Genomic DNA, 24809 nt, shown 5'->3' on the forward strand with positions numbered 1-24809 from the left:
ATCTTGACCCGAACGAGGAGAGGTAACCGATGGTCACCGGCTACGCAATAGAAGCACGGGGGCTGCGCAAGTCCTATGGCGACGTCGACGTGCTGGAGAGCGTCGACCTCAGCGTGGAGCGGGGCACGATGTTCGCGCTCCTGGGCCCCAACGGCGCCGGAAAGACCACCACCGTGCGGATCCTCAGCACGCTCCTGGAGGCCGACGGCGGCACGGTGACCGTCAACGGCCACGACCTCAAGGGCCCCAAGCGCAAGGTGCGCGAGCAGATCGGCCTGACCGGCCAGGACACCGCGGTCGACGAGCTGCTCACCGGCCGCGAGAACCTCGAGATGATGGCGCGGCTGTTCCACCTCTCGACCGCCGACGCGAAGGCGCGCGCCACGGAACTGCTCGCGCAGTTCGACCTCGTGGACGCGTCGACGCGGCAGGTCAAGACGTACTCCGGGGGCATGCGCCGCCGGCTGGACCTCGCGATCAGCCTCATCACGTCGCCGCCGGTGCTGTTCCTCGACGAGCCGACCACCGGTCTCGACCCGCGCAGCCGCTCGGCGATGTGGGACGCGATCCGGCAGCTGCTCGACGGCGGCACCACGATCCTGCTCACCACTCAGTACCTCGAGGAAGCCGACCAGCTCGCCGACCGCATCGCCGTGATCGACAAGGGCCGCGTGGTCGCCGAGGGCACGGCGGCCGAGCTCAAGCGCCGTGTCGGCACGGAGCGGCTCAAGCTCACCTTCGCCACCCCCGTGGAGGCGGAGCGCGCGCACACCGTCGTCGAGGGCGTGCTGCTCGACACGACGGTGAGCATCGCGATCGACAACCCCGCGCAGGTGCGGCGGGTGCTCAACCAGGTCGCCGACGCGGGCCTCGAAACCACCGGTCTCGAGCTCTCCGAGCCGACCCTCGACGACGTCTTCCACACCCTGACCTCAACCGCGGGAGAGAAGTGAGATGACCCAGACCCTGTCGAGGGAGACGGAGGGGACCCGGATCCCCGCCACTCCCGCCCGTTCGGCGCTGTCGCTCGCGGCGTCCGACTACCGGGTGCTGATCGGGCGCAACCTCAAGCACATCACCCGCAACCCGGAGATGCTGATCCAGGCGGTCTCGCTGCCGATCGTGCTGCTCCTGCTGTTCCGCTTCATGTTCGGCGGCGCGATCAACCTGCCCGGCATGAACTACATCGACTACCTGGTGCCGGGCCTGATCGTGATCAGCATCGGCTTCAACTCCACGTCCACTGTGGTCGGTGTATCCGCCGACCTCACCAACGGTCTCGTGGAACGCTTCCGGTCGATGCCGATGGCCGGGTCGGCTGTGCTGGTCGGCCACGTGGTTTCCGGGGTGCTGCGCAGCCTGCTCTCGCTCGTGGTGATGGTGGCTGTCGGGCTTGCCATCGGCTTCCGGCCCGGTGGTGGCGTTCTCGGGTGGCTTGGCGCGGTGGGCCTGCTGGTGCTCTTTGCGGCCGGTGTGTTCTGGCTGGCTACGTTGCTCGGGTCGATCGCGAAGACGGTGGAGGGGGCGAGTGGCTTGGGCATGATCCTGGTGTTCGTGCCCTACGCCACCAGCGCGTTGGTGCCGACGGCGTCGATGCCGAGCGTGCTGCGGGTGATTGTGGACAACCAGCCGGTGACGGTGTTGATCGATGCTGTTCGGCATCTGATGAACGGGTCCGCGTTGGGTGCCACGGGGTGGCTGGCGTTGGCGTGGTGGGTTCCGATCACGGCGGTTGCGGCGGTGCTGACGGTGCGGAAGTTCCATCAGCGGGCGACGGTCTGAGGCTGGCTCTTCTGGGGCGGCCCGCTTCGTGCGGGTCGCCCTTTCGTCGTGTGCAAGGTCGACTTTAGGTGGGTCGGGCACGCTGCGTTGAGCAGCCAAGACCAGTGCGTGAAGTGAGGTGGCAGGATGCCGACCCGCATCGATGAGTTGCCGGCCGATGTGCTCGACGTGTGGCTCGCCCCGTTGGCGGATGATCCGGCCGGGGCCGTGGCGTTTCTTGCCGAGGTGACCGATCGGGTTGCCCGCCGGAGTGGGGGTGGGCGGGTGTTGGTGCTCGGTGGGGGGCCGGTTGCGGATGCGTTGGCCGGGGAGGGTTACGCGGTCGACGTGGGTTCGTTTTCGCTTGGGTTGCCGGTGGGTTCGCGGTTTGATGCGGTTTTTCTCGGTGGTGACGGGTTGTCGCGGATCTCGGGGCAGCGGGGGCAGGTGCGGGCGGTTCGTTCGCTGGCGAGGGTGTTGCGGCCGGGTGGGGCGTTGGTGGTGCAGGGGAGGCAGCCGGATCCTCGAAGGTGGGGTGCGGATGTCTGGGTGCGTGAGGTGGATTGTGTTCGGCAGACCGTGGTGGTGGGTGGGTCGGTGTTGAGGTATGTGTGGCCGGCTGAGTTGGATTTGATGGCTGAGTTGGCGGAGTTGGCGTTGGATTCAAGGTGGGGTGGGTGGTACGGGGAGCCGGTTGAGTGTGGGGGGCCGGTGGTTTCTGTGTATCGGAGTTGAGGGGGTTCTGGTTGTGGTGCCGGCTCGGCGTGCTGCGCACACCATTGCCGGTTGTCGGGTGGGTGGTGGGGAACCCCGATTTTTGATTGTGACGACGGTAGGGATCGGCTTGTCAAGGCGGGAAAGCGTGCCTTGACAAGCCGATCCCTACCGTGTTGGAGAAAAGCATCGGGGGGCCGGGTGGGGGAAGGGTTCGGGGAGGGGTTGGGGGAACGTGGCGTGCGGTGCCGGGTGGCGGTTGGTGAGTGGCAAGGGCACGCGTGGGGGGTGTGGAGTGGTGGCTGTGGTGCGCGGCCGGCGGTTGGGGTGGTGGGCGCCGGGGTCAGGTGGGGGTGTGGGTTGTATGGGCGGCCGGCGGTTCGGGGTGTGCCGGAGCGTCCCAATGTGGCGTTGGTTGCGTTGGGTGCACTCAATGTGGCGTTCGGTGCGTTGGGCGCAACCAACGCCACATTGGGGCGGTGGCGGTGGTGGTGTGCCGTCGGGCGGCGGAGCGGGAGTGTCGCGAGTGAAGGACCGAGCAACAAGAAAGGCCCGCTACTGCAATGAAAGCAGTAGCGGGCCTTCCTGCTGTGCGGAGTTACACGGCGTCGGACATTTCTCCCACCAGGATGCTCTGGTGGAGTTTGCGGAGGGAGACGCCGGGTTCGATTCCGAGTTGCTGTACCAGGTTCTGGCGGGCCGAGGCGAAGGTTTCCAGGGCTTCGGCGCGGCGGTTGGAGCGTAGGAGCGCGGTCATGAGGTATTCGTAGAAGGTTTCGCGCAGGGTGTGTTCCTTGGCCAGCGCCGAGAGTTGGCCGACGACCTCGCGGTGGCGGCCGATGAGCAGCTCGGTTTCCATGAGCAGCTCCAGGCATTCCAGGCGGGTCTCCTCCAGGAGGGTGGCGTACGCCTGTACGTCCGGGGAGTCCGTGAAGCCGCCGAAGGCGGGGCCGCGCCAGAGGGAGGCGGCGTGGCGGAGGACGGTGGCGGCCTGGCCGTAACTGCGGTCCCAGTGGAGGGCGCGGCCTTCCTGGTAGAGGCGGGTGAAGCGGTCGGCGTCGAGTTCGTCGATGCCGACGTGGAGGGAGTAGCCGCGTGGGCTGGTGACCACGGGGCTGTCCTCGGCGTCGGCCGGGGTGCCGCGGAGGAGCTTGCGCAGCTGGGAAACGTAGACGTACAGCGCGGCGCTCGCGCGCGCCGGTGGGTTTTCGCCCCAGATTTCGCCGATGAGGTGCTCGGTGGTGACCACCTGGTTGCTCTTGGCCAGCAGCACGGCGAGCAGCGTCTCGATCTTGCGCGCCCGGGGTGCGCTGACACCGGGCCGGCCGCTGACTCTGATCTGCCCCAGAATTTCGTAGTTCATCATGAACGCCCTCCGGTGTCCGCGTCGTCGGGGGGCCGGCATCGGCGGCGCCCCCAGCGCCCCTGCCTGCCGGACTTGCCTGGCCCCACGTGAGCAACTTACCAAACCGGGAGGTCGGTTTTCAAGACAAAACCGGGAGGTCGGTCTGTTTTGATCAAGGAAAAACGGCCTCGGTCCAGGTAGTGGCCCTGAATTGTGCCGGGAATCCTTGTAAACCGGGCGGTTGGTATCTTACTCTGATCAGGTCGGCACGGACGTGCGCGGCCGGAGTGGATGGGGACGACGGTGACGAAGCAGGCGCGCGCGGAGCAGACCCGGCTCTTGTTGCTGGACGCCGCCGCCGAGCTGCTCCACCGCGACGGCTACGCGGCCACGAGCATGGTGGACATCGCGCGCCAGGCGGGCGTCACCAAGGGCGGCCTGTACTTCCACTTCTCCTCGAAGGACGAGGTCTGCGACGAGGTCCAGGGCGCCGCGGTGGCCGTGCTCCAGGAGCACGTGGACCGCGTCGACCGCCGGAGCGGCGCGCCCGCCCTGCGCAGGCTCGCGGAGCTCAGCCGCGCCCTCATGCACTGGCTCGGCGCGGATCCCAAGGTCGGCGCCAGTTTCCGGCTCACACGCGAGATGGGCTCGAAGGACGCCCGCTACGTCGCCTTCACACGCGCCTGGCTCGCCCAGGTGCGGCGCTGCATCGCCGAGGCGCACGACGCCGGCGAGCTCAGCGCGGAGGTCCTGCCCGACATGGCGACGCTGCTGGTGGTCGTGACCTGTGTGGGCCTCGAGTCGGTGGTCGCGAGCGGCACGATCCCGGCCGACACCGACCTCACGCGCACGCTTTCCGAGCTCTGGCGCGTGATCGAGCTGGCCGAGCCGGTGCCGAGCACCGCGCGATGAGCCGCCTCAGGCGGGCTGCTCTTCGAGGACCCCGGCCGGGTTGAACTTGTGCAGCCGGCGCGGCGGCACGATCGAGGGCAGCAGCGTCGCCCACATGAACGTGACGCGCTCGCGCAGGTCGGTCCGGTCCGTGAGGACCTGGGAGCTCAGCTGGATCCCCGTGAACGACCCGACGGCGTACTGCGCGAGATCGTGGGTGTTGATCTCCTTGCGCACGTCACCCGAGGCCTTCGCGGCGAGCAGGCACCCGTGGACGAGGTCGATCCACTGCTTGTAGGCGTTGGCGGCCGGCGTGACGAACGAACCCTGCTCGATGACGAGCCGGATGCTGGCGCGCACGAAGACATCGTTCTGCAACCCGGTGGCAAGGGTGTGGCACCAGTCGATCACTGTCTGCAGCCCTGGGTTCGTCAGCGCCGGCGACGAGTCCGCCACCGCAAACTGCTCCTGCATCAGCGCTTCGGCGAGATCTTCCTTCGACTTGAAGTGGAAGTACAGCGCACCCTTGGTCACGCCGGCCTCGGCCAGGATGTCGGACAGGCTCGCCCCGAGGAATCCGACCGCGTCGAACCGCGACGCCGCGGCGGCGAGGATGGTCTTACGGGTCTGCTCCGCGCGTTCCTGGCGAGCCACGCCTGACTCCTTCGTGCACAAGGGGATGAGGTCCGTCGTGGACCGGTGCAAGCGCTCAGTGTACCGGTCGGCGGGCCGAAGAGCCAGCGAAAAAAACCGGTAGGTAGGTATGGTTTTGGCTCTCGGATTCCGCTAGAAATTGAACGGGGGAGCACTGGGGAAACTGGGGAATTTCTTTCTGGGAGGTCCGACATGGTCGGCACACTGCTAGTGGAGACAGTAGGAAGATCATCCACTGAAACGATCGATGAAACTCCGGCGAAGAGACCGATTGACTTCCAGCAGACGATCCCGCGCAGCCTCGTGCACCGCGCGGCTGTCTCGGAAGTCTTCGTCACCGATCTGAACATCCTGGGGCCGGGACGCTTCGAGCTCGGCGCCCAGTGGCCGCGGCGCCACGGCTTCTTCGGCCCGCGCACACCGGCTTCACACGACCCGTTGCTGTACACCGAAACCTGCCGGCAAGCCGCGATGCTGCTCGCCCACCGGGCGTACGGGGTGCCCCTCGGCTACAACTTCCTCTCCGACCACAAGGCGTACGAGGTCGACGAGGCAGGGCTGGCCACCGACACCCGGCCGGTGAACGTGGTGCTGCAGGTCAGCGCGCACGACGTGCAGTACCGCGGCAAGCAGGTCGGCGGCATGCGGTACGAGTTCGACGTGTTCCGCGACGGCACGCACGTCGGCACGGCTTCGGAGCGCTGGCGGTGCGTCTCGTCGGCGGTCTACCGGCGGCTGCGCGGCGAGCACTTCGCGGCGACGCCGTTCCAGGTCACGGTGCTGCCCACCGTCGAACCGGCCGAGGTCGGGCGCAACCACGCGCAGGACGTGCTGGTCGCGGCCACTTCGGAGACGGGCGTCTGGGCCCTGCAGTTCGACCCGGACCACGCGGTGCTGTTCGACCACACGGTGGACCACGTGCCCGGCATGGTCATGGTCGAGGCCGCGCGGCAGGCCGCGTTGCTCACGGTCGGCGACCCGCACGCGTTGCCGCTACGGGCGGAGATCGAGTTCGACGCCTACGTTGAGTTCGAGGCCGAATGCCTTGTCGTGGCCACGGAACTGGCCCCGGCGGAGGACGACTGCCGCCTGGTGCGCGTGGAGTTCCGGCAGTACGGCAAGACCGCCGTGACGACCACGCTGGCGATGCGTCTGTCATGACTGCCGACCTGGGGGCGGTCAGTACGACAGACATCCTGGTCACCGGCGCCACCGGCTTCATCGGCTCGGCCGTGGTGCGGGAGCTCGTCGCGAGCGGGTGCGGCCCGCGCGTGCGGGTCCTCGTGCGGCGGCCGCTGCCCGACTGGCCGGCGGACACGGGCGTGCGAGCCGTGGTGGGTGACCTCACCGACCCGGCGAGCCTGGCCGGGACGTGCACGGGCGTCACCACGCTCGTGCACCTCGCGGCGCAGGTCGGCGGGGACGAACAGCTGTGCACCGCCGTCAACGAGGACGGCACCCGCGCGCTGCTCGCGGAGGCGGCGCGTGCCGGCACCACGCGGCTGCTGCACCTGAGCACCTGCGCGGTCTACCGCGACGGCGACCACCGCGGCGCGTCGGAGTCGGCGCTGGTCACGGGTCCGGCATCGGCCACGAGCCGCAGCCGGCTCGCGGCCGAACGGCTCGTGCGCGCGGCCGGTGGTGTGGTCCTGCGGCCGCACCTGGTCTACGGCGTCGGCGACCGGCACGTCGTCCCCGCGCTGGTGCGGTGGCTGCGTGCGGTCCCGGCGTGGGCGGCGGGCGGCGACGCGCGGACGTCGGTGGTCTCGGTCACGGACCTCGCGGCGGTGCTCGTCGCGTTGATCCACCGCCCGGGCCCGGCGGGGGAGGTCTTCCACGTGGCCGACCCGCGGCCCGTGCGGATGCGGCGCCTGGTCACGGCCGTGTGCGACCTGCTCGGTGAGCCGGTGCCCGCGGCGGACCTGCCGCTCGCGGAGCACCGCGAGCGGACGCGGGACGCGTTGCCGTGGCTCAGTGATCACCAGTATTCCCTGCTCACGCGCGACCACTGGTACGAGAGCAGCCGCATCTGGGCCCGCACGGGCGTGTCGGCGGGGCCCGGCCTCGTCGCGCGCCTGGCCGAGGCGGCGGAGTACTACCGGGAAACGCTCTTCGGCCGCGTTGGCGGAATATGACGCGATTCGAAGATCGAATAACGCGGAAAGTGCCCGCTTGAATTCGCACAGCAATTTCGATCATGACGGCCACCCGGAATGGACCGGGTGGCCGTCCGCTTTTCCCGGTGGCCGGTGATCGTCGAAGATGGCGGCATGTCACGACGTGAGCTCGTGGTGCTCGGGTCGGCGAGCCAGACGCCGACCCGGCACCGCAACCACAACGGGTACCTCCTGCGTTTCGACACCGACGGCGTGCTGTTCGACCCCGGGGAGGGCACGCAGCGGCAGATGACCCACGCCGGCGTGGCCGCCGCGGAGCTCACGCGCATCTGCATCACCCACTTCCACGGCGACCACAGCCTCGGCCTCTCCGCCGTGCTGCAGCGGCTGTCGCTCGACGCCGTGCCGCGGCCCGTGCGCTGCCACTACCCGGCCTCCGGCCAGGTGTTTTTCGAGCGGCTGCGCTACTCCACCGTCTACCACGAGCGCGCCGAGGTCGTCCCGCGGCCGGTGCTCGCCGACGGCTGGACCGACGGCCCGATGTCCGCTCACGTCCTCGACCACCGCATCGACTGCTTCGGCTACCGCTACACCGAACCCGACGGCATCCGCATGCTTCCCGACCGCCTGGCCGCGGCCGGCGTCCGTGGTCCGGACATCAGCCGGCTGCAGCGCGAAGGGTCGCTGGAGATCGACGGCCGCACTGTTCACCTCGCCGACGTCAGCGAGCCCAAGCCCGGACAGGTCGTGGCGTTCGTCATGGACACCCGGCCGTGCGCGGGCGCCCTGGACTGCGCGCGCGACGCGGACCTGCTGGTCGCCGAGTCGACCTTCCGCGACGCCGACGCCGACATCGCCACCCGCTACGGCCACCTCACCAGCACCGACGCCGGGCGCCTCGCCGCCGAGGCGGGCGTGCGCAAGCTCGTGCTGACCCACTTCTCGCAGCGCTACCCCTATTCGGAGGCCGACGCGTTCGGGGAGGAGGCGGCGCAGGTGTTCGACGGGGAGATCCACGTGGCGCGCGACTTCGACGTGATCCCGTTGCCCCGGCGGCGCTGACGCTGTGACCTGGGCCGTCGGCGTGTCGGTGCCCGGGGTCGGCGGAGCGTGCCCGCGGTCGTGCCAGACTTCCGGGCGATGTACACGCCGTCCGATCTCGCCGATCTGCTCGAGTGCGAGCACCGGAGCGTCCTCACGCAGGCGCTGGCGGCGGGGCTGCCCGGCGCGCCGACGCCCGGCTCGGGGCCCGATCAGCTGGCCGTGAAGCACGGGCGCGCGCACGAGGAGGCGACGCTCGGGCGGCTGCGGGCCGAACGCAAGGTCGTGGAGATCGAGGAGCGGGACCCGGTCGTCGCCGCGAAGGCGACGGAGGAGGCGCTGCGCGCGGGCGCGCCCGTGGTCTACCAGGCCGTGTTCCACGACGACGAGTTCACCGGCCGCGCCGATTTCCTGCTGCGCGACGACGAAGGCCGCTACGAGGTCTACGACACCAAGCTCGCCCGGCACGCCAAGCCGTCCGCCGTGGTCCAGCTGACGGCCTACGCCGATGCGTTGCGCCGGGCCGGGTGGCCCGCTGGTCCGGACATGCACCTGCTGCTGGGCGACGGCACCACCCGCACCCTGCGCGTGGACGACTTCCTCCCGCTGCTCGACCGCCTGCGCTCGCGGCTGCGCGATCGCCCGGCCCGCCTGCCGTTGCAGCTGTGGGCCGACGAGCGGCCGGCGTGCGGAGCGTGCCGCTTCGCGCAGCACTGCTCGACCGCGCGGGAGGCGGACCGGGACCTGTCGCTCGTCGCGGGGATGCGCGGAGACCAGCGGCGCAAGCTCGTGACGGCCGGGCTCGCCACGATCGACAAGCTCGCCGCCGCCGGTCCGGACGACCGGCCGCGCGACATGTCGGCGACGACGTACACGACGCTGCGCGCGCAGGCCGCGATCCAGGTCCGCCAGGACGAGACGGGCGAGCTCGCCTACGAGGTGATCGACCCCGCCGCGCTCGCCGAGCTGCCGCCGCCGAGCCCGGGCGACGTCTTCTTCGACATGGAAGGCGACCCGTACGCGCTGGCGGGCACCGGGCTCGAGTACCTGTTCGGTGCGGTGACGGACGACGCCGACGGCCGGCGGTTCACCCCGTTCTGGGCGCACAACCGCGCGCAGGAGAAGCGCGCGTTCGAGGAGTTCGTGGACTTCGCCGCCGCGCGGCTCGCCGAACACCCCGGTGCGCACGTCTACCACTACGCGCCGTACGAGGTCACGGCCATCAAGCGCCTCGCCGCCGTGCACGGCACCCGCGAGGAAGAGGTCGACGAGCTGCTGCGGGGCGGCGCGCTGGTGGACCTGTACGCCGTGGTGCGCAAGGCGTTGCGGGTCGGGCAGCGGTCGTACTCGATCAAGTACCTCGAGCCGCTGTACATGCCCGCCGCGCGCGAGGGCGACGTGAAGACGGCCGCGTCCAGCATCGAGGCGTACGAGGACTACCTCACCCTCACGGCCGCCGGCGAGCCCGAGCGGGCCGGTGAAGTGCTGCGCGGCATCGGTGAGTACAACGAGTACGACTGCGTGTCCACCCTGCGGCTGCTGGAGTTCCTGCACCGGGTGCGCGTGGACGAGGGCATCGAGCTCGCGGAGCCGGCACCGGAGTCCGATGTGGACGCTCTGCTGCGGGAGACCGACGAAGACGTCGCGGCGCAACGGCGGGCGGAGCGCGCGGCCGCCATGGCGGCGCTCGTCGATCCCCTGCTGGAAGGCCTGCCCGACGACCCGGCCGAGTTCACGCCCGACGACCACGCCCGCGCGCTGCTCGCCGCGTCCGTGGGCTACCACCGGCGCGAGACCAACCCGGCGTGGTGGGAGTTCTTCCGGCAGCTGGCCGCACCGCTCGGCGACCTGGAGATCGACACGACGTGCGCGGTGCCCGTTTCGGTGTCGGCCGGCGAGTGGGTGCCGCCGTCGGGCCGGCTGCGCACGGCGAAGCGGACGCTCGTCGTGGCGTGCGACCCGGACCGGCCGCACCCGTTCGCGCCGGGTGACGACGTGCGCCTGCGTTATGGCGCCGAAGCGCGCGACGCGAAGGTGGTGGCTTCCTCGGCCGTCGAGCTGACGCTGGAGGAGAGCAGCGCCCCCGACGCGACGTCGAACGACCGCCCGGCCGCGGTGCTGCCCGGCAGCCCGGTGCGGCCGTCGCCGAAGGACGAGGCGGTGGCGGATCTCGCGCGGCTCGTCGGCGAAACCCTGCCCGCGTTGCCGAAGCACCCTGGTGTGGACCTCTTGCGCCGCACGGCGCCGCGGCTGCGGACCGGCGGCGCGTTGCCCGCCGCGGGAGCGGATCTGGTCGCGACGGTGATCGAGGCCGTCGACGCGCTCGACGGTTCCGTGCTCGCGGTGCAGGGCCCGCCGGGCGCGGGGAAGACGTACCTGGCGGGCAAGCTGATCGCGCACCTCGTGCGTTCGGGCCGGACGGTCGGGGTCACGTCCAACAGCCACAAGGCCGTGGAGAACGTGCTGTCCGCCGCGCTGGGCAACGATCCTTCGCTCGCGTGCGCCAAGCGTGCGAAGCGGACGCCGGACCCCGCGGCGCCGTGGGAACAGCCCAAGAACAACAATGCTTTGGTGCGCTGGCGCGAGGAACACGACACCGGGCACCTCGTGGGCGGCACGGCGTGGACGTTCGCCAACGCGGCCGTGCGCGCGGAGCCGTTCGACGTGCTCGTGATCGACGAGGCCGGCCAGTTCGCCCTGGCCGACGCGCTGGCGGTGTCGACGTGCGCGAAGAACGTGGTGCTGCTGGGTGATCCGCAGCAGCTGCCGCAGGTGGTGCAGGGCACGCACCCGGCGGGCGCGGAGGCGTCGGCGCTCGGGCACCTGATCGGTGACGCCGACATCATGCCGGCGCACCTGGGCTACTTCCTCGACCAGACGCGGCGCATGCACCCGGCGGTGTGCGCACCCGTGTCGCGGCTGTCGTACGCGGGGTTGCTGCACTCGCACCCGTCGGCGTCGCGATCGGTCGACGGGTTCGCGTCGGGGCTGTACTTGGCATCGGTGGAGCACCGCGGGAACACGACGCGTTCGGTGGAGGAGGCGGCCGAGGTCGTCTCGGTGATCTCGGCGCTGCACGGGCGCACGTGGGAGGGCCGCCCGCTGACGGACGCCGACTTCCTCGTGGTGGCGCCCTACAACCTGCAGGCTCGCGTGGTCACGCGCGCGCTGGCCGACGCCGGCTTCGGCGACGTCCGAGTGGGCACGGTCGACCGGTTCCAGGGCCAGGAGGCGCCGGTGGTGGTGACGACGATGACATCGTCCTCGGCCGTCGACCTTCCGCGCGGGCTCGACTTCCTGCTGTCGCGCAACCGGCTGAACGTCGCGCTCTCGCGGGCCCAGTCGGTGGCGGTGCTGGTGTGTTCGCCGCACCTGCTGGAGGCCGACATCCGCACGGTCGAGCAGATGCGGCTCGTGTCGGGGATGCTCGGGCTGCTGCAGGACGCGCTGCCCTGGCCTTCATCCGGATAAGGGCGTGCCCCCGGTCCCGTCGCTGCGGAGGGGGAGTTCGCGCGGGCCGGGAGCGGGGGCACTGTTTCCCGCCTCGGGCGCCGCGCCGATGGGGGGATCGGCGGGTGCGGGCGGGAGCTTTCTCTTGTGCGTGGCTTGCGTCGGTACGGGGGGTCGCCTCTCGGCGAGTGGCACGACCCGGCGTCTTGCGACGGCCCGGGAAGGCAAAGGGTGAGGCCCGGGGACACCCGCCGTACCGACACCGTGTACAACGCCTGCGCGGGGCCGGTGTTCCGGATTTCCCTTGTGACGCAGGTCGCTCAGGTGATTTTCATGATCCACTGTGGACGTTTGGATACTCCCGCTCCTGCCGCGGCAGTGGGTCCGGCGACAGGAGCAGGAGCACATGAGCCCACCCCGCGCTGCCTGGGGGCAACTGCGGCGCAGCGGGGTGGGGTGGTCCGAAGGGGCTGGTTCGAGGCCGGTGCGGGGGTCGCCTCTCGGCGGTTGGCGCGACCCGGAGTCTGTGCGACGGTCCGGGAAGGCAGTGGGTGGAGCCCGGGGACACCACCACACCGGCAAAGGTTGTAACCAGTGCCGGTTCTTCGGTATTCCCGGCGTTCTGGATGATCCACAGTGGAGGGTAGGGGTGCTCCCGCTCCCGGCTCCGCCGGCTGGGGGCCCGGCGAGCGAGAGCAGGAGCACTGATGCCCGCCCCGCGCCGCGTTGGGGGAGTGCAGGGCAGCGGGGCGGGTGGTCTGGCGTCGGCACGGGGGTCGCCTCTCGGCGAGTGACGCAACCCGGGGCCGGCGAACCGGCTGTCCGGGAAGGTGAAGTGTGGAGCCCGGGGACCCACCCGCACCGACAGTGAGTACAACGCCCACGCCCCCCGAATGTTCCACGGCCCGCGAGTGACGTGGATCGCGACCGTTCGGGTGAGGGCTCGGCGACGTGCCGAGCTGCGGGCGTCGGAGCCGCCGGGTCGGTCAGCCGCGCCTGCCGGTCGAGGAGGCCCGGGTGGATGCGGGAGTCGCGGCGGCAGAGGGGAAACGAGCGTCGACGGAACGTCGCCGGGCGACTCCGGTCGGCGAAGGTTGCCGGGGCGCTGCGCCGCCCGGGACCTTCGGCGTGCGTCGGCGCCGCGTCGCCTTCGGCAGTGAGCGCCTGTGACGCGTGTGGTCCAGACCGCGACCGGCGTGCGCTTCACGTCGCTCCCGCTGACGCGCGACCGCGTGTGGCAAGCGCTCTCCTCCCGGGGCGAGTGAGGGTGTGTTTGTGTGGCCCCCTGGGCGCGGAAGGGGGACTACCAGGGGGCCTGGCCCGCCGCCCGGTCGGGGGAATGTCGAGGCTGAGCGGGTTGTCGGTGACACTAGCGGTAGAAGTCGATCTTTGATCAGTCCACGAAACGGTGAATCTATCAGGGTGAACTATTACTCTTGGTGATCATCGGTGGTGAGGCGGTTTCCGGCCCCTTCCGGTGTGCCGAACCATGTCGCGAGGGCTTCGCGGAGGCCGGCCGGATCGACGGGCGAGTCGAGCGGCGCGGCCCACGCGATGTGCGCGTCCGGGCGGAGGAGGAGGGCGTCGGCGGGGCGGAGCGCGGTCTTGGCGGTGCGGAGAGCCACGCGCGGAGCCCAGGGTTCGGCGGCCGCCCGGAGCTCCGGGCGGTCCGCGAGGTCGAGGAACACCGGCCGGCCCGGGCGCAGCAGCGAGGCGAGCGACGACGGGCCCTCGTCGGTGGTCAGGGGGAAGTCGCGGGCGAAGGTGCCGGCCAGGGGGTGGTCCGAACCGGGCGCTGGGTACCGCAGGTCGGTGCCGCCGATGGCCGCGGCGAGGCGGTGCAACGGTTGTTCGTCGGTGAGGAGCTCCTGGAACAGCGTGCGCAGCGCGTCGGCAGCGGGGTCGTGGCCGCGGCGGAGCGCGGCCTGCGCGCTGGTCTGCAAGAGAGCCCGGCTGCCGGCGTAGTGGCGTTCGGCGTGGTAGCTGTCGAGCAGTCCCGGCGGCGCCCAGCCGTGCACGGCGGCGGCGAGTTTCCACGCCAGGTTGACCGAATCGAGCATGCCGAGATTGAGCGACGCGCCCGAGGAAGCCAGCAGGTGCGCCGCGTCGCCGGCGAGGAAGACGCGTCCGACGCGGTACTCGGGGACCTGCCGGCCCTGCCACTGGTAGCGCGACAGCCGCCGCACCTCGCCGAGCGGCAACGGAACCCCGAGCACACGGCGGACGCTGGCCTGGAACTCGGCTTCGGTCATCGGGCTGAGGTCGTCGTACTCGGTCGTCTCTTGTTCGACGGTGTTGATCAGCAGAACGTTCGCCCCGATCGTGCCGAACGCGAACACTCCGCTGTCGGTCCGCGTGAAACCCTGGCGCAGCAACCCCAATCCGGGGACGTCGAGGTCGCCGTTCCGCCTCACCGAGTCCGGCACCGTCGCCTCGACGAGCCGGTTCACCTCCGGATAGGTCGTGCCCGGGAACGGCACCCCGAGGACCTCGCGGACCCGGCTGCGGCCGCCGTCGCAGCCCACGACGAAGCGAGCCGTGAGCTGGTACGGCCCGTCGGGACCCCGCACGTCCACCGTCACTGCCGTGTCTTCGCGAAGGCCGACGACCTCGTGCCCCTCACGGATCTCCGCCCCGAGCTCGGTTGCGTACTCGGCGAGCGTGCGTTCGAGCACCGGCTGCGGGATGCCGAGCGCGTAGTACGCCGGCTCGGCCAGGTGTGAGAGGTCCAGCTGCGTCCCGCCGAACGGCAACGACGGCGCCGCGCGCACCGGGGAAGCCGCCGCTTCGAGCCGTTCCAGCACCCCGCGGTAGCGCAGCAGCTCCACGATCTGGCCGCCGAGACCGTTGGCCCGCGCCACTTCCCGGCGCTGCGGCTGCCGTTCCAGCACCAGCGGCCGCACCCCGGCCAGGCGCAGCTCGGCGGCCAGGACCAGGCCGGCCGCGCCGGCACCCACGATGATCACGTCGTGCACTTCGTACCCCCGTTTCGCTGACGACCGCCGATTCTGCGGCACGACGGGGGTCTTGCGGCAAGCCCCGGGGTGCGCTATAGCTTGAGAGTGGGAGACGTCCAGTGTGGACGGATCCCCTCACGCCACCCGGACCTCGACCCCGGCTTGGCGAAATCGGTCCAGTGCTTCCGAAGGCGCCTCGGCGTCGGTGACCAGTACGTCCACGTCCTCCATCCCGCACACGGTCGCCAGCGCGGTGCGCGAGAACTTGGCGCTCTCGGCAACCAGCACTGTGCGCCGTGAAGACCGCTTCGCAGCGCGTTTCACGGCGGCGTCCTGCAGGTCGTGGGCCGTCACCCCGTCGTCGGGCGAGAGGCCGCAGCAGGTGAGCACGAACGTGTCGAACCGCAGCGCGGCGAGCGCGGCTTCGGTGATCGGGCCGACCATCGAGCCCTCGCCGAAACGCGTGGTTCCGCCGGGCAGCAGCAGGTTCACCGACGAGCTCTCCGCCAGCGCGGTCGCGCTCGGCAGCGCGAGCGGCATGACCGTCAGGCGCCGGCCGGCGAGGGCGCGCGCGACCGCGAGCCCGCTCGTACCGCTGTCGACGACCACGGCCTCGCCGTCGCGCACCAGGCCACCGACCACGGCCGCGATCCGGTCTTTCGCCGCTGCGGACTCCACCGCGCGCAGCGCGAACGGCAGCTCCTCGCCGCGCATCAGCAGGCTCACCGCGCCACCTCGTACGCGGCGCAGCGTGCCCTGCTCGGCCAGTGAGTCGAGGTCGCGCCGGATGGTCACCTCCGACGTGTCCAGCTCGCCGGCCAGCTCGCCGACGTCGACGCGGCCGTCGCGCCGGAGCCGCTCGAGGATGCGTTCGTGCCGGGGGTTGCCTCGCATGACTGCCGAACTTACCTCCCTTTCGTTCGAAAGGCCTGGGCGTCTGTGACGACGAACATGTTCGTTACGACCTTGTTCGGAACGAACATGTTCGTTACCGTGAGAACATGACCGCACCACGCAGCCGCCGGGAACGTCCGGCCAAGCCGGCCCTGACCAGGGCCGGGATCATCACGGCCGCGCTCGCGATCCTGCGCGCCGAAGGCCTGTCCCGGCTGACGATGCGCCGGCTCGCGCAGGAGCTCGACACCGGTGCGGCGTCGCTGTACGTCTACGTCCGCAACACCGTGGAGCTCCACGCGGCGGTGCTCGACGAGCTGCTCGCCGAGGTCGAGCCGGCTCCGTCGGCCGGTACCTGGGCGGAGCGGCTCGAAGCGGTGCTCGGCTCGTACACGGCGGTGCTGTTCCGCTATCCCGGGCTGGCGCAGTCGGCGCTCGTGGCCCGCCCGCGCGGGGACAACTACCTGCGGCTGGTGGACACTGTGCTCGCGCTGCTGGCCGAGGGCGAGGTGCCGGGCGCGCAGGCGGCGTGGGGCGTCGACCTGCTGCTCCAGCTGGCCACGGCGACCGCGGCCGAACACGCCGACGAGCGCCCCGAAGACCGCGAAGCGTTTCAGGCCCTGGCGGCCGTCATCCACGACGCGTCACCCGAGAAGTACCCGCACTTGGCCGCGGCCGGGCCCGACCTGCTGTCCGGCGCGCCCGGGCAACGCTTGTCCTGGGCGTTCCGCGCGCTGATCGCCGGAATCGCCGCGACCCCGAGAACCTGAAGGAGAAAGACCGTGAAGATCACCGTCATCGGAGCCGGTCTCGGCGGGCTGACGCTCGCGGCCGTGCTCAACCGCAACGGCGTCGAGGCCACCGTGCTGGACCTCGACGCGTCGGCCGCGGCCCGCTCACAGGGCGGGATGCTCGACATCCACGAGGAAACCGGTCAGGCCGCGTTGCGCGCGGCCGGCCTGTACGAGGAGTTCCTGCCGCTGATCCACCGCGGCGGGGAGGCCATGCGCGTGCTGGACCGGCACGCGGTGGTGCGACTGTCCGAAGAGGACGATGGTCACGGCGCCCGGCCGGAGGTCGAGCGCGGCGCGTTGCGCGACCTGCTGCTCTCGTCGCTGCCGGAGGGCACCGTGCGGTGGGGTGCCAAGGTCGTTTCGGCCCGTCCGCTGGGTGATGGCCGGCACGAGGTGACGCTGGCCGACGGTTCGACGCTGGAGACCGACGTGCTCGTCGGAGCCGACGGGGCCTGGTCCCGGATCCGGCCGCTCGTCTCGGCCGAAGTGCCCGCGTACACCGGGATTTCGTTCGTGGAGCTGGATTTGCTGGACGTCGCCACCCGGCACCCGGAAAGCGCGGCACTCATCGGCGGCGGAATGTTCATGGCGCTCGGCCCGGGGAAGGGGATTCTGGCGCACCGGGAGCCGGACGGCAGCGTGCACGTCTACGTCGCCCTCCAGGTTCCCGAGGGCTGGGTTTCCTCGCTCGACCTGTCGGGCGCGCAGCTGGCGCGAGAGTTCGCCGGCTGGGCCCCGGAACTGAAGGCCTTGATCGAGTCGGCCGACACGGAGCTGGTGCCGCGGCCGATCCACGCGTTGCCGGTCGGCCACGAGTGGGCGCGCGTGCCCGGCGTGACGCTGGTGGGCGACGCGGCGCACCTGATGTCGCCGTTAGCCGGTGAGGGCGCCAACCTGGCCATGATCGACGGCGCCGAGTTGGCGCTGGCCCTGGTCGAGTCGGGCGGCGACGTCGAGGCGGCCTTGGCGCGGTACGAGAAGGCGCTGTTCCCGCGCAGCGAGGAAGCCGCGCGGGGTTCGGAGAACCTGGTGGCCTCGTTCGCCGAGGACGCACCCGACCGGCTGCTCACGGTGTTCGACGGGCACTACTGTGCCGATCAGTACTGATCCGACCACAGTCACGGCCGAATGGCTTCGTAGCAACGATTGCGTGCCGCTTGGGGAGTCGGCCTACTTTTGGCCGGATCAGTAAATTCCGTCGACCGCTGCGGTGAAGATCGTTACGCTCGGGGGCTCGTCCGACCCGGGGGGATGATCTGGCGTGCGGAGCCGTGGTGGGGCGGTGCTGCTGGCGGCCTTGGTGGTCGACTCGGTGGGCAACGGGTTGTTCCAGCCGTTGTCGGTGTTGTTCTTCGCGAAGCTGACCACGGTGCCGCTGGCGCTGATCGGCGTACTGCTCAGCGCGGCGAACGCGCTCACCCTGCCGGTGCCGCTGATCGCCGGGCGGCTGGCCGACCGGATGGGCCCGTGGGTGCTGGTGGTCGCCGCGCAAGGCGCGCAGGGCGTTGGGTTTCTGCTGTTCACGCGCGTGACCGGGCCTGCCGGGATCTTCCTCACCGCCGCGCTCGTGGCGGTCGGGGTGCGGTTCTTCTGGTCGTCGGTGTTCACCGCGGTCGCGGATTTCGTCGACGGCAGTGAGAAACCGCGGAGCAAGGACTCCTGGTTCGCGTGGATGAACGTGACCCGCACGGCCGGACTGGCCATCGGCGGCCTGATCACCGGGGTCGTCGTCACCATCGGGACGCCGGAGGCGTATCGCGCGATCGCGTACGGCTCGGCGGCCTGTTTTCTTTGTGCGGGACTGGCGATCGCGGTGCGCGTGCGGGCGCCGCGGCGTGCGGAGGGCGACGCCGGCGGGTACCGGGGGATGCTGCGGGCGCGGCCGTTCCTGGCCTTCACGGGGCTGAACGCGGTGTTCGCGTTGACGAGCATGATGCTGGCGCTCGGGTTGCCGGTGTTCGTGACCGTGGGGCTGCACGGTCCGCCGTGGCTGGCGCCCGCGATGCTGGTGGGCAACACCGTGCTGCTCACGGCGCTCACCGCGCCGGCCGTGCGGCTGGTGTCGCCGCTGCGCCGGACGCGCGTGCTGATGGCCTCGGCGGTGCTGTGGGCGGCGTGGTGCCTGGCGTTCGCGCTGCTGGTGCCGGGGCAGCTCGGGTGGGTGGCGCCGGTGCTGCTGGGCGCGACGTTCCTGTTCACCGCGGCCGAGACCGTGCACGGCCCGGTGTCGCAGTCGCTGGCCACCGAGCTGTCGCCGCCGGGCGCGCGAGGGCGCTACCTGGCGGTGTTCCAGTACTCGTTCACGGTCGCGAGCCTGGTGGCGCCGGCGTTCTTCACCACGTTGTTCGAGGTCGGGTACTGGCTGCCGTGGCTGGTCCTGGGCGTGGTGAACGTGTTCGCGGCGCTGGCCATGCGGTTGCTGGAGCGCGTGATCCCCGTCGCGGCTACTACTTAAGGATTACGCGGGTCGAGCCGTCGAGCCGATTCGGGTGCGCGGCGCGCGCTCTCATACTGGACCCATCGCGTCCGATGTGGACCGACGAGAACCAGGGAGAGGACCGATGACCATCCCCACCGCGCTGGCCGCCGCAGCCCAGGACGGCCCCCACGCCGCGAACATCGCCGTCGCCGTCGGGATCATCGCGTTGATCCTGACCCCGCTGGTGTTCTTCCTCGCCGCGCTGATCAGCGTGCTCGGCAGCCCGCTGACCGGCGGGATGAAGCTCGTGTGGGTCGTGTTCGCGTTCTGCGCGCCGTTCCTCGGGCCGCTGCTGTGGTTCCTGGTGGGGCGGCGCAGTGCCGAGGCCGCAGCGTATCGCTGAGTCTGTTGTGGACTGGATCGGCGGACGGGTTCGGCGAACCCGTCCGCCGATTTCGTCAGCTCACCTGCAGGTCGACGCAGGAGTAGAACGCGTTGGCCGTGTCGGCGACGTTCCAGATGGCCAGCACGGTCTGGCGCCCCGTGCGGTTGCCCAGGTTCACCGAGTGCGACACGGTGGCCGGCGGCACCTGGTTGTTGCCGCTGAAGCTCGCGACGCGCGTGTTGCCGATGTAGTACTCATAGGTGCTGGTCTTGTGCCGGGCGGTGAACGTCCAGTTGAACGTGACCGTGCGACCGGTCGCGGTGGCGCGCCAGGGCTTGCTGTTGTCGTTGAGCTCGGCGAAGCGCGCGACGCCGCCGTTGCAGGTGCGCTGGCCCTTCGGGCCTTCCACGCTCTGCGGTTCCCACTTGATGTCGCCGCAGGACACGATGTTCTGCGCGCATTGCGCCTGCCGGCTGGCGGGCGCGTTGACGTAGCCGTGGGCGCTGGCCGTGCCCACGGGGCCGACCAGCACGATCACGGGCGCGATCGCCGCACCGGCGAGGGCGGCCACGAGCTTGCGGTTCGTTTTCATACCGGGCTCCTTCGACAGCGGTGCCCGCTCCCACGGATGGCCTTGAACGGGCGCGATCGAGCCGCCGCGTGGGAGGTGCGCGGGCGGGGAGAGGGGGAGAATGTGGTCTAGACCATACTGGGAAACGGGCGTTTCGGTCAAGAGGTCGCAAACTTCTGGAGTAGTCGGACGACCTTCGCCGGGCTAGTGCATACTGTATGCAGTTTGATAGCCTGAGCGCGTCCGACCGCTTCGTTCCGTCGAACACGGAGGCTCTCGCCGCGATGTACACCGTCACCGACCCGGCCACGGGTGAACTGATCGAGCAGATCGAGAACTCCACCGACCAGGAGGTACGCGACGCGATCGCCCGCGTCCACCGCGGCTACCTTTCCTGGCGGGACCGCCCGGTCGCCGAACGCGCCGAGATCGTCGCGCGCGCGGGTGAGCTGTTCGCGGAACGGTCCGACGAGCTCGCCGCCATCATGACCCTCGAGATGGGCAAGCGCGTCAACGAGGGCCGCGGCGAGGTCGGCATCGTCGTGGACATCTTCTCCTACTACGCCGAACACGGCCCGTCCCTCATCGCCGACGAGCCACTGAAGATCCAGGGCGGCGACGCCGTCATCCGCAAGGAGCCCATCGGCGCCCTGCTCGGCGTGATGCCGTGGAACTTCCCCATGTACCAGGTTGCGCGTTTCGTCGCGCCGAACCTGGTGCTGGGCAACACCATCCTGCTCAAGCACGCGTCCATCTGCCCCCGCTCGGCCGTCGCGATCGAACAGGTCCTCCGCGACGCCGGCGTGCCGGACGACGCGTACGTCAACGTCTTCGCCTCGTCGCGCCAGGTCCCCTCGATCCTCGCGGACCCGCGCATCGTCGGCGTTTCCCTGACGGGCAGCGAACAGGCCGGCATCTCGGTCGCCGCCGAGGCGGGCCGCAACCTGAAGCGCTGCGTCCTGGAGTTGGGCGGCTCGGACCCCTTGATCGTCCTCGACACCGACGACTTGGACTCGACGGTGAACGCCGTGGCGACGGCCCGCATGCGCAACTGCGGCCAGTCCTGCAACGCCCCCAAGCGCATCATCGTGGTGGGGGATCTGTACGACTCGTTCGTCGAGAAACTGACCGCGCGGGTGGCTTCGTTCTATCTGCCCGGCGACCCCTCCGACTCCTCGACCAAACTGCCACCCCTGGCCTCGGTCTCCGCCGCCGACGAAGTCGCCGCCCAGGTCTCGACGGCCATCGCCCAGGGCGCGGTTCTGCGGACCGGCGGCCACCGCGTGGACGGCCCCGGCGCCTACCTGGAAGCCACCGTCCTGACCGACGTGACCCCCGACATGGACGCCTACCGCGACGAAATCTTCGGCCCCGTGTTCTTGCTCTTCCCGGCCTCCTCCGACGAGGAGGCCATCTCCATCGCCAACGACTCCCCCTTCGGCCTGGGCGCCAGCGTCTTCGGCACCGACCCGGCCCGCATGCGCGCGGTGGCCAACCGCATCGAGTCGGGGATGGTGTACTTCAACAAATCGGGCGGGTCGCAGGCGGATCTGCCGTTCGGTGGGATCAAGCGCTCCGGGATGGGTCGGGAGCTGGGCCCGTTGGGGATCGAGGAGTTCATGAACAAGAAATCGATCCGGTTGTGAGCTGCCGGGTTGTTGTTCTCGGCCTTGGCAGGCCGTCGTCAGGCCGTCGCGGATTCGTCCGTGGCGGCCTGAGTTCACCGCTGGTCGGACGAGCTCTGTCGTCGGGAGAGCGTGAGCTGGCGTCCCGCTTTGTCGATCTCGGTGACGACGACCGTGACTTTCTCGCCAACCTGGACGACCTCTTCCGGGGTTTCCACGGGCGTCCCAGCGAGTTCTCGCAGTGGGACCAGCCCCTCGATTCCGCGAGCGACTTCGACGAAGGCGCCGAACGGGGCCAGCTTGGTGATGCGTCCGTGTAGTTTGTGCCCCACCGGATCGCCGTCGGCGAACGCCTTGAAGGGATCCGGCTGCAACGCTTTCAAGGACAGTCTGGCCTCCAGGTTCCACGTGTCGAACTGGAGGAACTCTCCTGTGACGCGCTGTCCGACTTGCACGACGTCGGTGGCGGCTTCGAAACGCCCCCAGGTCAGCTCGGCGTAGGACACGAAGCCGACTCCGGGGAAGACCGGGTGATCGGGACCCTCATCCAGCGCCACGAACACGCCGAAGTGTTCGATCGCCGCGACGGTGCCGGCGAGGAGGTCACCGCGGCACAGCGATGCCAAGAAGGTCCAGAGCTCTGGGTTCTCGGACTGTCCGCCCATCACGGTCTCCAGTCTCTCGCTGGTGCTCGTGTGCTGGGAAGGAGATCGGCGTGCCGGCGACCGCTTCGAGAGCAACTCCCAAAGCTTCGAATCCGTCTGGAACCTCTGCCGCGGCGCCGAGTTCCAGGAGCGCAGTATTTCCCGCACGGACTACTTCGACGACCCGCGCGAGCCCGCTGTGAACGCGTCGCCGCCTCCGCGTTCATCCAGGACGAGCGCGGCCACATCCTCATGATCCGCCGAACCGGATCCGGCTCCGCATTGATCACGCGTTGAGTGACCAGAGTGAGCCGTACTTCACGTAGGGCTGACGCGACAAGGCTCTCGATCGGCATGGTTCGATGGGAACCGACGCGGCCGGGTGACTTCCGGCCGGTGGCTGACGGAGGCGTGGCATTGAAGGTATTGCGCGACGATACTTTTGGGGAAATGTCGATCTCCGGAACTCGTTCCGATCTGCTGGCACTGTGCCGGGAGCTGCGGAGTGGTCGAGCGGAAATGAGGGCCTCGAAGGCCGCAGATCCACGGCCGTATGACAGATCGTTGTCGCGGATCGAGTTTCGCCCGGCAAGTGGAAAGGTTCACATTTCTTCTTTGGAGGATGGTGAATCTATGGAGATTCGAGGAGGACTGGAGTTCCTTGCTTTCCTTGCCGAGGTTATCGAAGGGTTCGCCTTGGAGGCCGACCAAGACGATCACCTCCATGTGGATTACTTTCCTGGGCACTACTATCTGGTCGAGGAGTCGGATTCGCTGGTCATCGAATTCGATGATGGCGAGCCCAATTCATTGTGAAGTGTCGAGAGGGGGATTGTCGTGGCGTGGATGAGTTCGGAAGCTGCTCGGATTGCCGGGGCGGATCTTCTGGACGTCGTCAGGCAAAGCGACGTAGTCGTGGAGCTGAGTGGAGTGGTCGAGCAAGGCTGGGTCACGGTGGATGATGCCCACTTGCTCGAGGCGTGGTATCAAAGTTATTTCGGCAACCGGGGCCGGTTCTCGGCCGTCATTGACTATGAGGCTGCGGTCAACGGCCGCGGCATCCCTGACCTTGATCTGAGCGGAACCGGCGAACCGCGGGTTTCACGGCTCCTCCGCAGTGGGGTGGCGTTCGCTTGGGCGGCCCTGTTTCGGCAAAACACAGACTTGCCAGATGTCCGGATGGCTGCGTACGTCTCTGCTGGACCGACGCTGTTCGACCCGGAACATTTTACGGGGAACGTGACGTTCTGCACCGTGCCGCTTGGGCAGCCGGGGTATACCGACCCCATGAAATTGGGGGAGGAGGATATCGTCGTCGCGCTATTCAGTGAGGACTGTCGGCGTCCCCTTCCGGTGGCCTCGTGAGGACGGGAGTGTAGTGACCTTCGAGTACCTAGCCGATACCAAAGCGGCGGAATGGCTCTCCCAGACGGGGACGTCAGGTGAGCGGCTCATCCTCTTCGGCCCAGCCGGCTACGAAGCCTACGCCCGGCTGCGGTTCATCCCGGACCCCGAGCGCCCCGGGCAGGCAGAGGCCGACGTACGACTGCCCCCGGGCCACAAGTCCGACATCGAGCAAACACGGACGGCACTGCGCGAACTCAGCCGGTTCACCGAGACGCCCGACGAGTGCTACTTCTGCGTCTGGGAGGGCTACTCCGACATAAGGCCGCAAGGCGAAACCTTCCTGACCCTGCCCCACCGTCGCTACTGGGTTCTGCGCGGAACACTCACCGACCTCGACGACTGGGAAAACGAACTGGGCACAGGCCACCCCATCGCCCCACCGGCGTTCGTGTGGCCGGTGGATCGCGCGTGGTGCTTCGCCAGTGACGTCGATCCGCACTGGGCCGGGGTCGGGGCGGCAAGAGAAGCCGTCGAAGCACTGGCCAGCACACCAGGGATCGACGTCGTAACAGCTAGGCCCGAAGAACGCCAACCCGTCTACTGGTGATCGGCTCGCAGCAAAGAGCCCAGCCAGCCCGCGAAAACCACCTGAGTCTCAGCCAGCACCGCCGCCTGGTCCGACGCCGAAGCGATCATCCGCGCCGCCTCCATCACGGCGCTCAGGATGAGCTGCGCCAGAGTCCCGATGGGCATGTCCACGATCAACCCCGCCGCATGGGCCGAAGTCAACGCCGACACCAGCAGCCCCAAGCCGTACTCGCCTTCGATTTCGCGCCAGGCGTCCCAGCCCAGCACGGCGGGGGCGTCCGTGAGGGAGATGCGCTGGACCTCCGGGCGCAGACACGCCTCCAGGAACGTCCCCAACGCCGTCGTCATGCCCACCAAGGGATCGGCGGACGCGGTCATCACCGCCGAGACCTCCGCCGTGAGCTCGCGTTCAACCGACTCCACCACGGCCCGGAACAGGCCCAGCTTGTCGCCGAAGTGGTGGTAGAGCGCGCCGCGCGTGACGCCGGCGGTGCGGGTGATTTCTTCGGCCGGGACGTCGTGGTAGCCGCGCGTGCCGAAGAGCTCGCGGGCGGCGCCGACGAGGGCGGCGCGCGTGCTGTCGGAACGTTCCTGCTGAGTGCGTCTCACCCG

The 24809-nt window shown here is 69.8% G+C and carries 23 protein-coding genes; 16 read left to right on the forward strand and 7 right to left on the reverse strand.

Annotated features, from left to right (window positions below; genetic code table 11):
- Window positions 1-29 precede the first annotated feature (29 nt).
- The 3 genes from ACFY1H_RS16690 (at window position 30) to ACFY1H_RS16700 (ending at window position 2496) form a co-directional block, all read left to right on the forward strand.
- Complete coding sequence (locus ACFY1H_RS16690; RefSeq protein WP_366584113.1) at window positions 30-953, forward strand: ATP-binding cassette domain-containing protein; 924 nt, start codon at window positions 30-32, stop codon at window positions 951-953.
- 1 nt (window position 954) lies between these two features.
- Entirely contained in the window at window positions 955-1782 is an 828-nt protein-coding gene (locus tag ACFY1H_RS16695) for an ABC transporter permease (RefSeq protein WP_386947279.1), read from the forward strand.
- Between the two features lie 126 nt (window positions 1783-1908).
- Window positions 1909-2496, forward strand: coding sequence for a hypothetical protein (locus tag ACFY1H_RS16700; RefSeq protein ID WP_386947281.1), 588 nt, complete (start codon window positions 1909-1911; stop codon window positions 2494-2496).
- A 577-nt stretch (window positions 2497-3073) separates the two neighbouring features.
- Here the strand turns inward: ACFY1H_RS16700 and ACFY1H_RS16705 are convergent.
- Window positions 3074-3838, reverse strand: a complete 765-nt coding sequence (locus ACFY1H_RS16705; RefSeq protein WP_386947283.1) for a BTAD domain-containing putative transcriptional regulator — start codon at window positions 3836-3838, stop codon at window positions 3074-3076.
- 285 nt (window positions 3839-4123) lie between these two features.
- Between ACFY1H_RS16705 and ACFY1H_RS16710 the strand changes: the two genes are divergently transcribed.
- Window positions 4124-4732, forward strand: a complete 609-nt coding sequence (locus ACFY1H_RS16710; protein WP_386947285.1) for a ScbR family autoregulator-binding transcription factor — start codon at window positions 4124-4126, stop codon at window positions 4730-4732.
- 6 nt (window positions 4733-4738) lie between these two features.
- Here ACFY1H_RS16710 and ACFY1H_RS16715 read toward each other — a convergent pair whose 3' ends face one another.
- A complete protein-coding gene (locus ACFY1H_RS16715; protein WP_364060871.1) occupies window positions 4739-5365 on the reverse strand; it encodes a ScbR family autoregulator-binding transcription factor in 627 nt (208 codons plus the stop codon).
- Between the two features lie 192 nt (window positions 5366-5557).
- Here ACFY1H_RS16715 and ACFY1H_RS16720 point away from each other — a divergent pair, with 192 nt between their 5' ends.
- From ACFY1H_RS16720 to ACFY1H_RS16735, 4 genes are all read left to right on the forward strand, one after another.
- Window positions 5558-6526: a ScbA/BarX family gamma-butyrolactone biosynthesis protein gene (locus tag ACFY1H_RS16720; RefSeq protein ID WP_366584117.1), complete on the forward strand. Its 969-nt coding sequence runs from the start codon at window positions 5558-5560 to the stop codon at window positions 6524-6526.
- Window positions 6523-7500, forward strand: a complete 978-nt coding sequence (locus ACFY1H_RS16725; protein WP_366584118.1) for an NAD-dependent epimerase/dehydratase family protein — start codon at window positions 6523-6525, stop codon at window positions 7498-7500. The genes ACFY1H_RS16720 and ACFY1H_RS16725 overlap by 4 nt, the downstream gene beginning before the upstream one ends.
- Window positions 7501-7635: 135 nt before the next feature.
- Window positions 7636-8544 carry a ribonuclease Z gene (locus ACFY1H_RS16730; RefSeq protein ID WP_366584119.1) on the forward strand — a complete coding sequence of 303 codons (909 nt, stop codon included), beginning with the start codon at window positions 7636-7638 and terminating at the stop codon, window positions 8542-8544.
- 78 nt (window positions 8545-8622) lie between these two features.
- Window positions 8623-11994 (forward strand): TM0106 family RecB-like putative nuclease, encoded by a 3372-nt coding sequence (locus ACFY1H_RS16735; protein WP_386947289.1) that lies wholly within the window; start codon window positions 8623-8625, stop codon window positions 11992-11994.
- 1409 nt (window positions 11995-13403) lie between these two features.
- On the opposite strand, the gene ACFY1H_RS16740 is transcribed toward ACFY1H_RS16735, so the two are convergent.
- Window positions 13404-14939 (reverse strand): FAD-dependent monooxygenase, encoded by a 1536-nt coding sequence (locus tag ACFY1H_RS16740; RefSeq protein WP_386947291.1) that lies wholly within the window; start codon window positions 14937-14939, stop codon window positions 13404-13406.
- Window positions 14940-15065: 126 nt separating this feature from the next.
- Window positions 15066-15824, reverse strand: a complete 759-nt coding sequence (locus ACFY1H_RS16745) for a DeoR/GlpR family DNA-binding transcription regulator (RefSeq protein ID WP_366584122.1) — start codon at window positions 15822-15824, stop codon at window positions 15066-15068.
- A gap of 107 nt (window positions 15825-15931) precedes the next feature.
- Here ACFY1H_RS16745 and ACFY1H_RS16750 point away from each other — a divergent pair, with 107 nt between their 5' ends.
- The 4 genes from ACFY1H_RS16750 (at window position 15932) to ACFY1H_RS16765 (ending at window position 19440) form a co-directional block, all read left to right on the forward strand.
- Entirely contained in the window at window positions 15932-16594 is a 663-nt protein-coding gene (locus ACFY1H_RS16750; RefSeq protein ID WP_386947293.1) for a TetR/AcrR family transcriptional regulator, read from the forward strand.
- A 12-nt stretch (window positions 16595-16606) separates the two neighbouring features.
- Window positions 16607-17725, forward strand: a complete 1119-nt coding sequence (locus ACFY1H_RS16755) for an FAD-dependent oxidoreductase (protein WP_386947295.1) — start codon at window positions 16607-16609, stop codon at window positions 17723-17725.
- A 154-nt stretch (window positions 17726-17879) separates the two neighbouring features.
- Complete coding sequence (locus ACFY1H_RS16760) at window positions 17880-19073, forward strand: MFS transporter (protein WP_386947297.1); 1194 nt, start codon at window positions 17880-17882, stop codon at window positions 19071-19073.
- A gap of 106 nt (window positions 19074-19179) precedes the next feature.
- Window positions 19180-19440 (forward strand): PLD nuclease N-terminal domain-containing protein, encoded by a 261-nt coding sequence (locus tag ACFY1H_RS16765; RefSeq protein WP_366584126.1) that lies wholly within the window; start codon window positions 19180-19182, stop codon window positions 19438-19440.
- Between the two features lie 55 nt (window positions 19441-19495).
- Here ACFY1H_RS16765 and ACFY1H_RS16770 read toward each other — a convergent pair whose 3' ends face one another.
- Window positions 19496-20014: a lytic polysaccharide monooxygenase auxiliary activity family 9 protein gene (locus ACFY1H_RS16770; RefSeq protein WP_366584127.1), complete on the reverse strand. Its 519-nt coding sequence runs from the start codon at window positions 20012-20014 to the stop codon at window positions 19496-19498.
- 263 nt (window positions 20015-20277) lie between these two features.
- Between ACFY1H_RS16770 and ACFY1H_RS16775 the strand changes: the two genes are divergently transcribed.
- The gene (locus ACFY1H_RS16775; RefSeq protein WP_386947923.1) at window positions 20278-21639 is read left to right on the forward strand and encodes an NAD-dependent succinate-semialdehyde dehydrogenase; all 1362 of its coding nucleotides are present in this window, start codon (window positions 20278-20280) and stop codon (window positions 21637-21639) included.
- Window positions 21640-21713: 74 nt separating this feature from the next.
- Here the strand turns inward: ACFY1H_RS16775 and ACFY1H_RS16780 are convergent, their stop codons facing one another.
- On the reverse strand, window positions 21714-22283 hold the full coding sequence (locus ACFY1H_RS16780; RefSeq protein ID WP_386947926.1) for a S1 RNA-binding domain-containing protein: 570 nt from the start codon (window positions 22281-22283) through the stop codon (window positions 21714-21716).
- A gap of 375 nt (window positions 22284-22658) precedes the next feature.
- Here ACFY1H_RS16780 and ACFY1H_RS16785 point away from each other — a divergent pair, with 375 nt between their 5' ends.
- The 3 genes from ACFY1H_RS16785 to ACFY1H_RS16795 are packed head-to-tail and all read left to right on the forward strand — an operon-like array spanning window position 22659 to window position 24216.
- A complete protein-coding gene (locus tag ACFY1H_RS16785; protein WP_386947299.1) occupies window positions 22659-23078 on the forward strand; it encodes a hypothetical protein in 420 nt (139 codons plus the stop codon).
- 21 nt (window positions 23079-23099) lie between these two features.
- Window positions 23100-23627 (forward strand): hypothetical protein, encoded by a 528-nt coding sequence (locus ACFY1H_RS16790; RefSeq protein ID WP_386947301.1) that lies wholly within the window; start codon window positions 23100-23102, stop codon window positions 23625-23627.
- A gap of 13 nt (window positions 23628-23640) precedes the next feature.
- On the forward strand, window positions 23641-24216 hold the full coding sequence (locus tag ACFY1H_RS16795; protein WP_386947303.1) for a hypothetical protein: 576 nt from the start codon (window positions 23641-23643) through the stop codon (window positions 24214-24216).
- On the opposite strand, the gene ACFY1H_RS16800 is transcribed toward ACFY1H_RS16795, so the two are convergent.
- Window positions 24207-24806: a TetR/AcrR family transcriptional regulator gene (locus ACFY1H_RS16800; protein ID WP_366584143.1), complete on the reverse strand. Its 600-nt coding sequence runs from the start codon at window positions 24804-24806 to the stop codon at window positions 24207-24209. The two genes, ACFY1H_RS16795 and ACFY1H_RS16800, sit on opposite strands and share 10 nt — an antisense overlap.
- Window positions 24807-24809: the final 3 nt, after the last annotated feature.

The sequence above is a fragment of the Amycolatopsis sp. NPDC001319 genome (assembly GCF_042896185.1).
Classification (GTDB): Bacteria; Actinomycetota; Actinomycetes; order Mycobacteriales; family Pseudonocardiaceae; genus Amycolatopsis.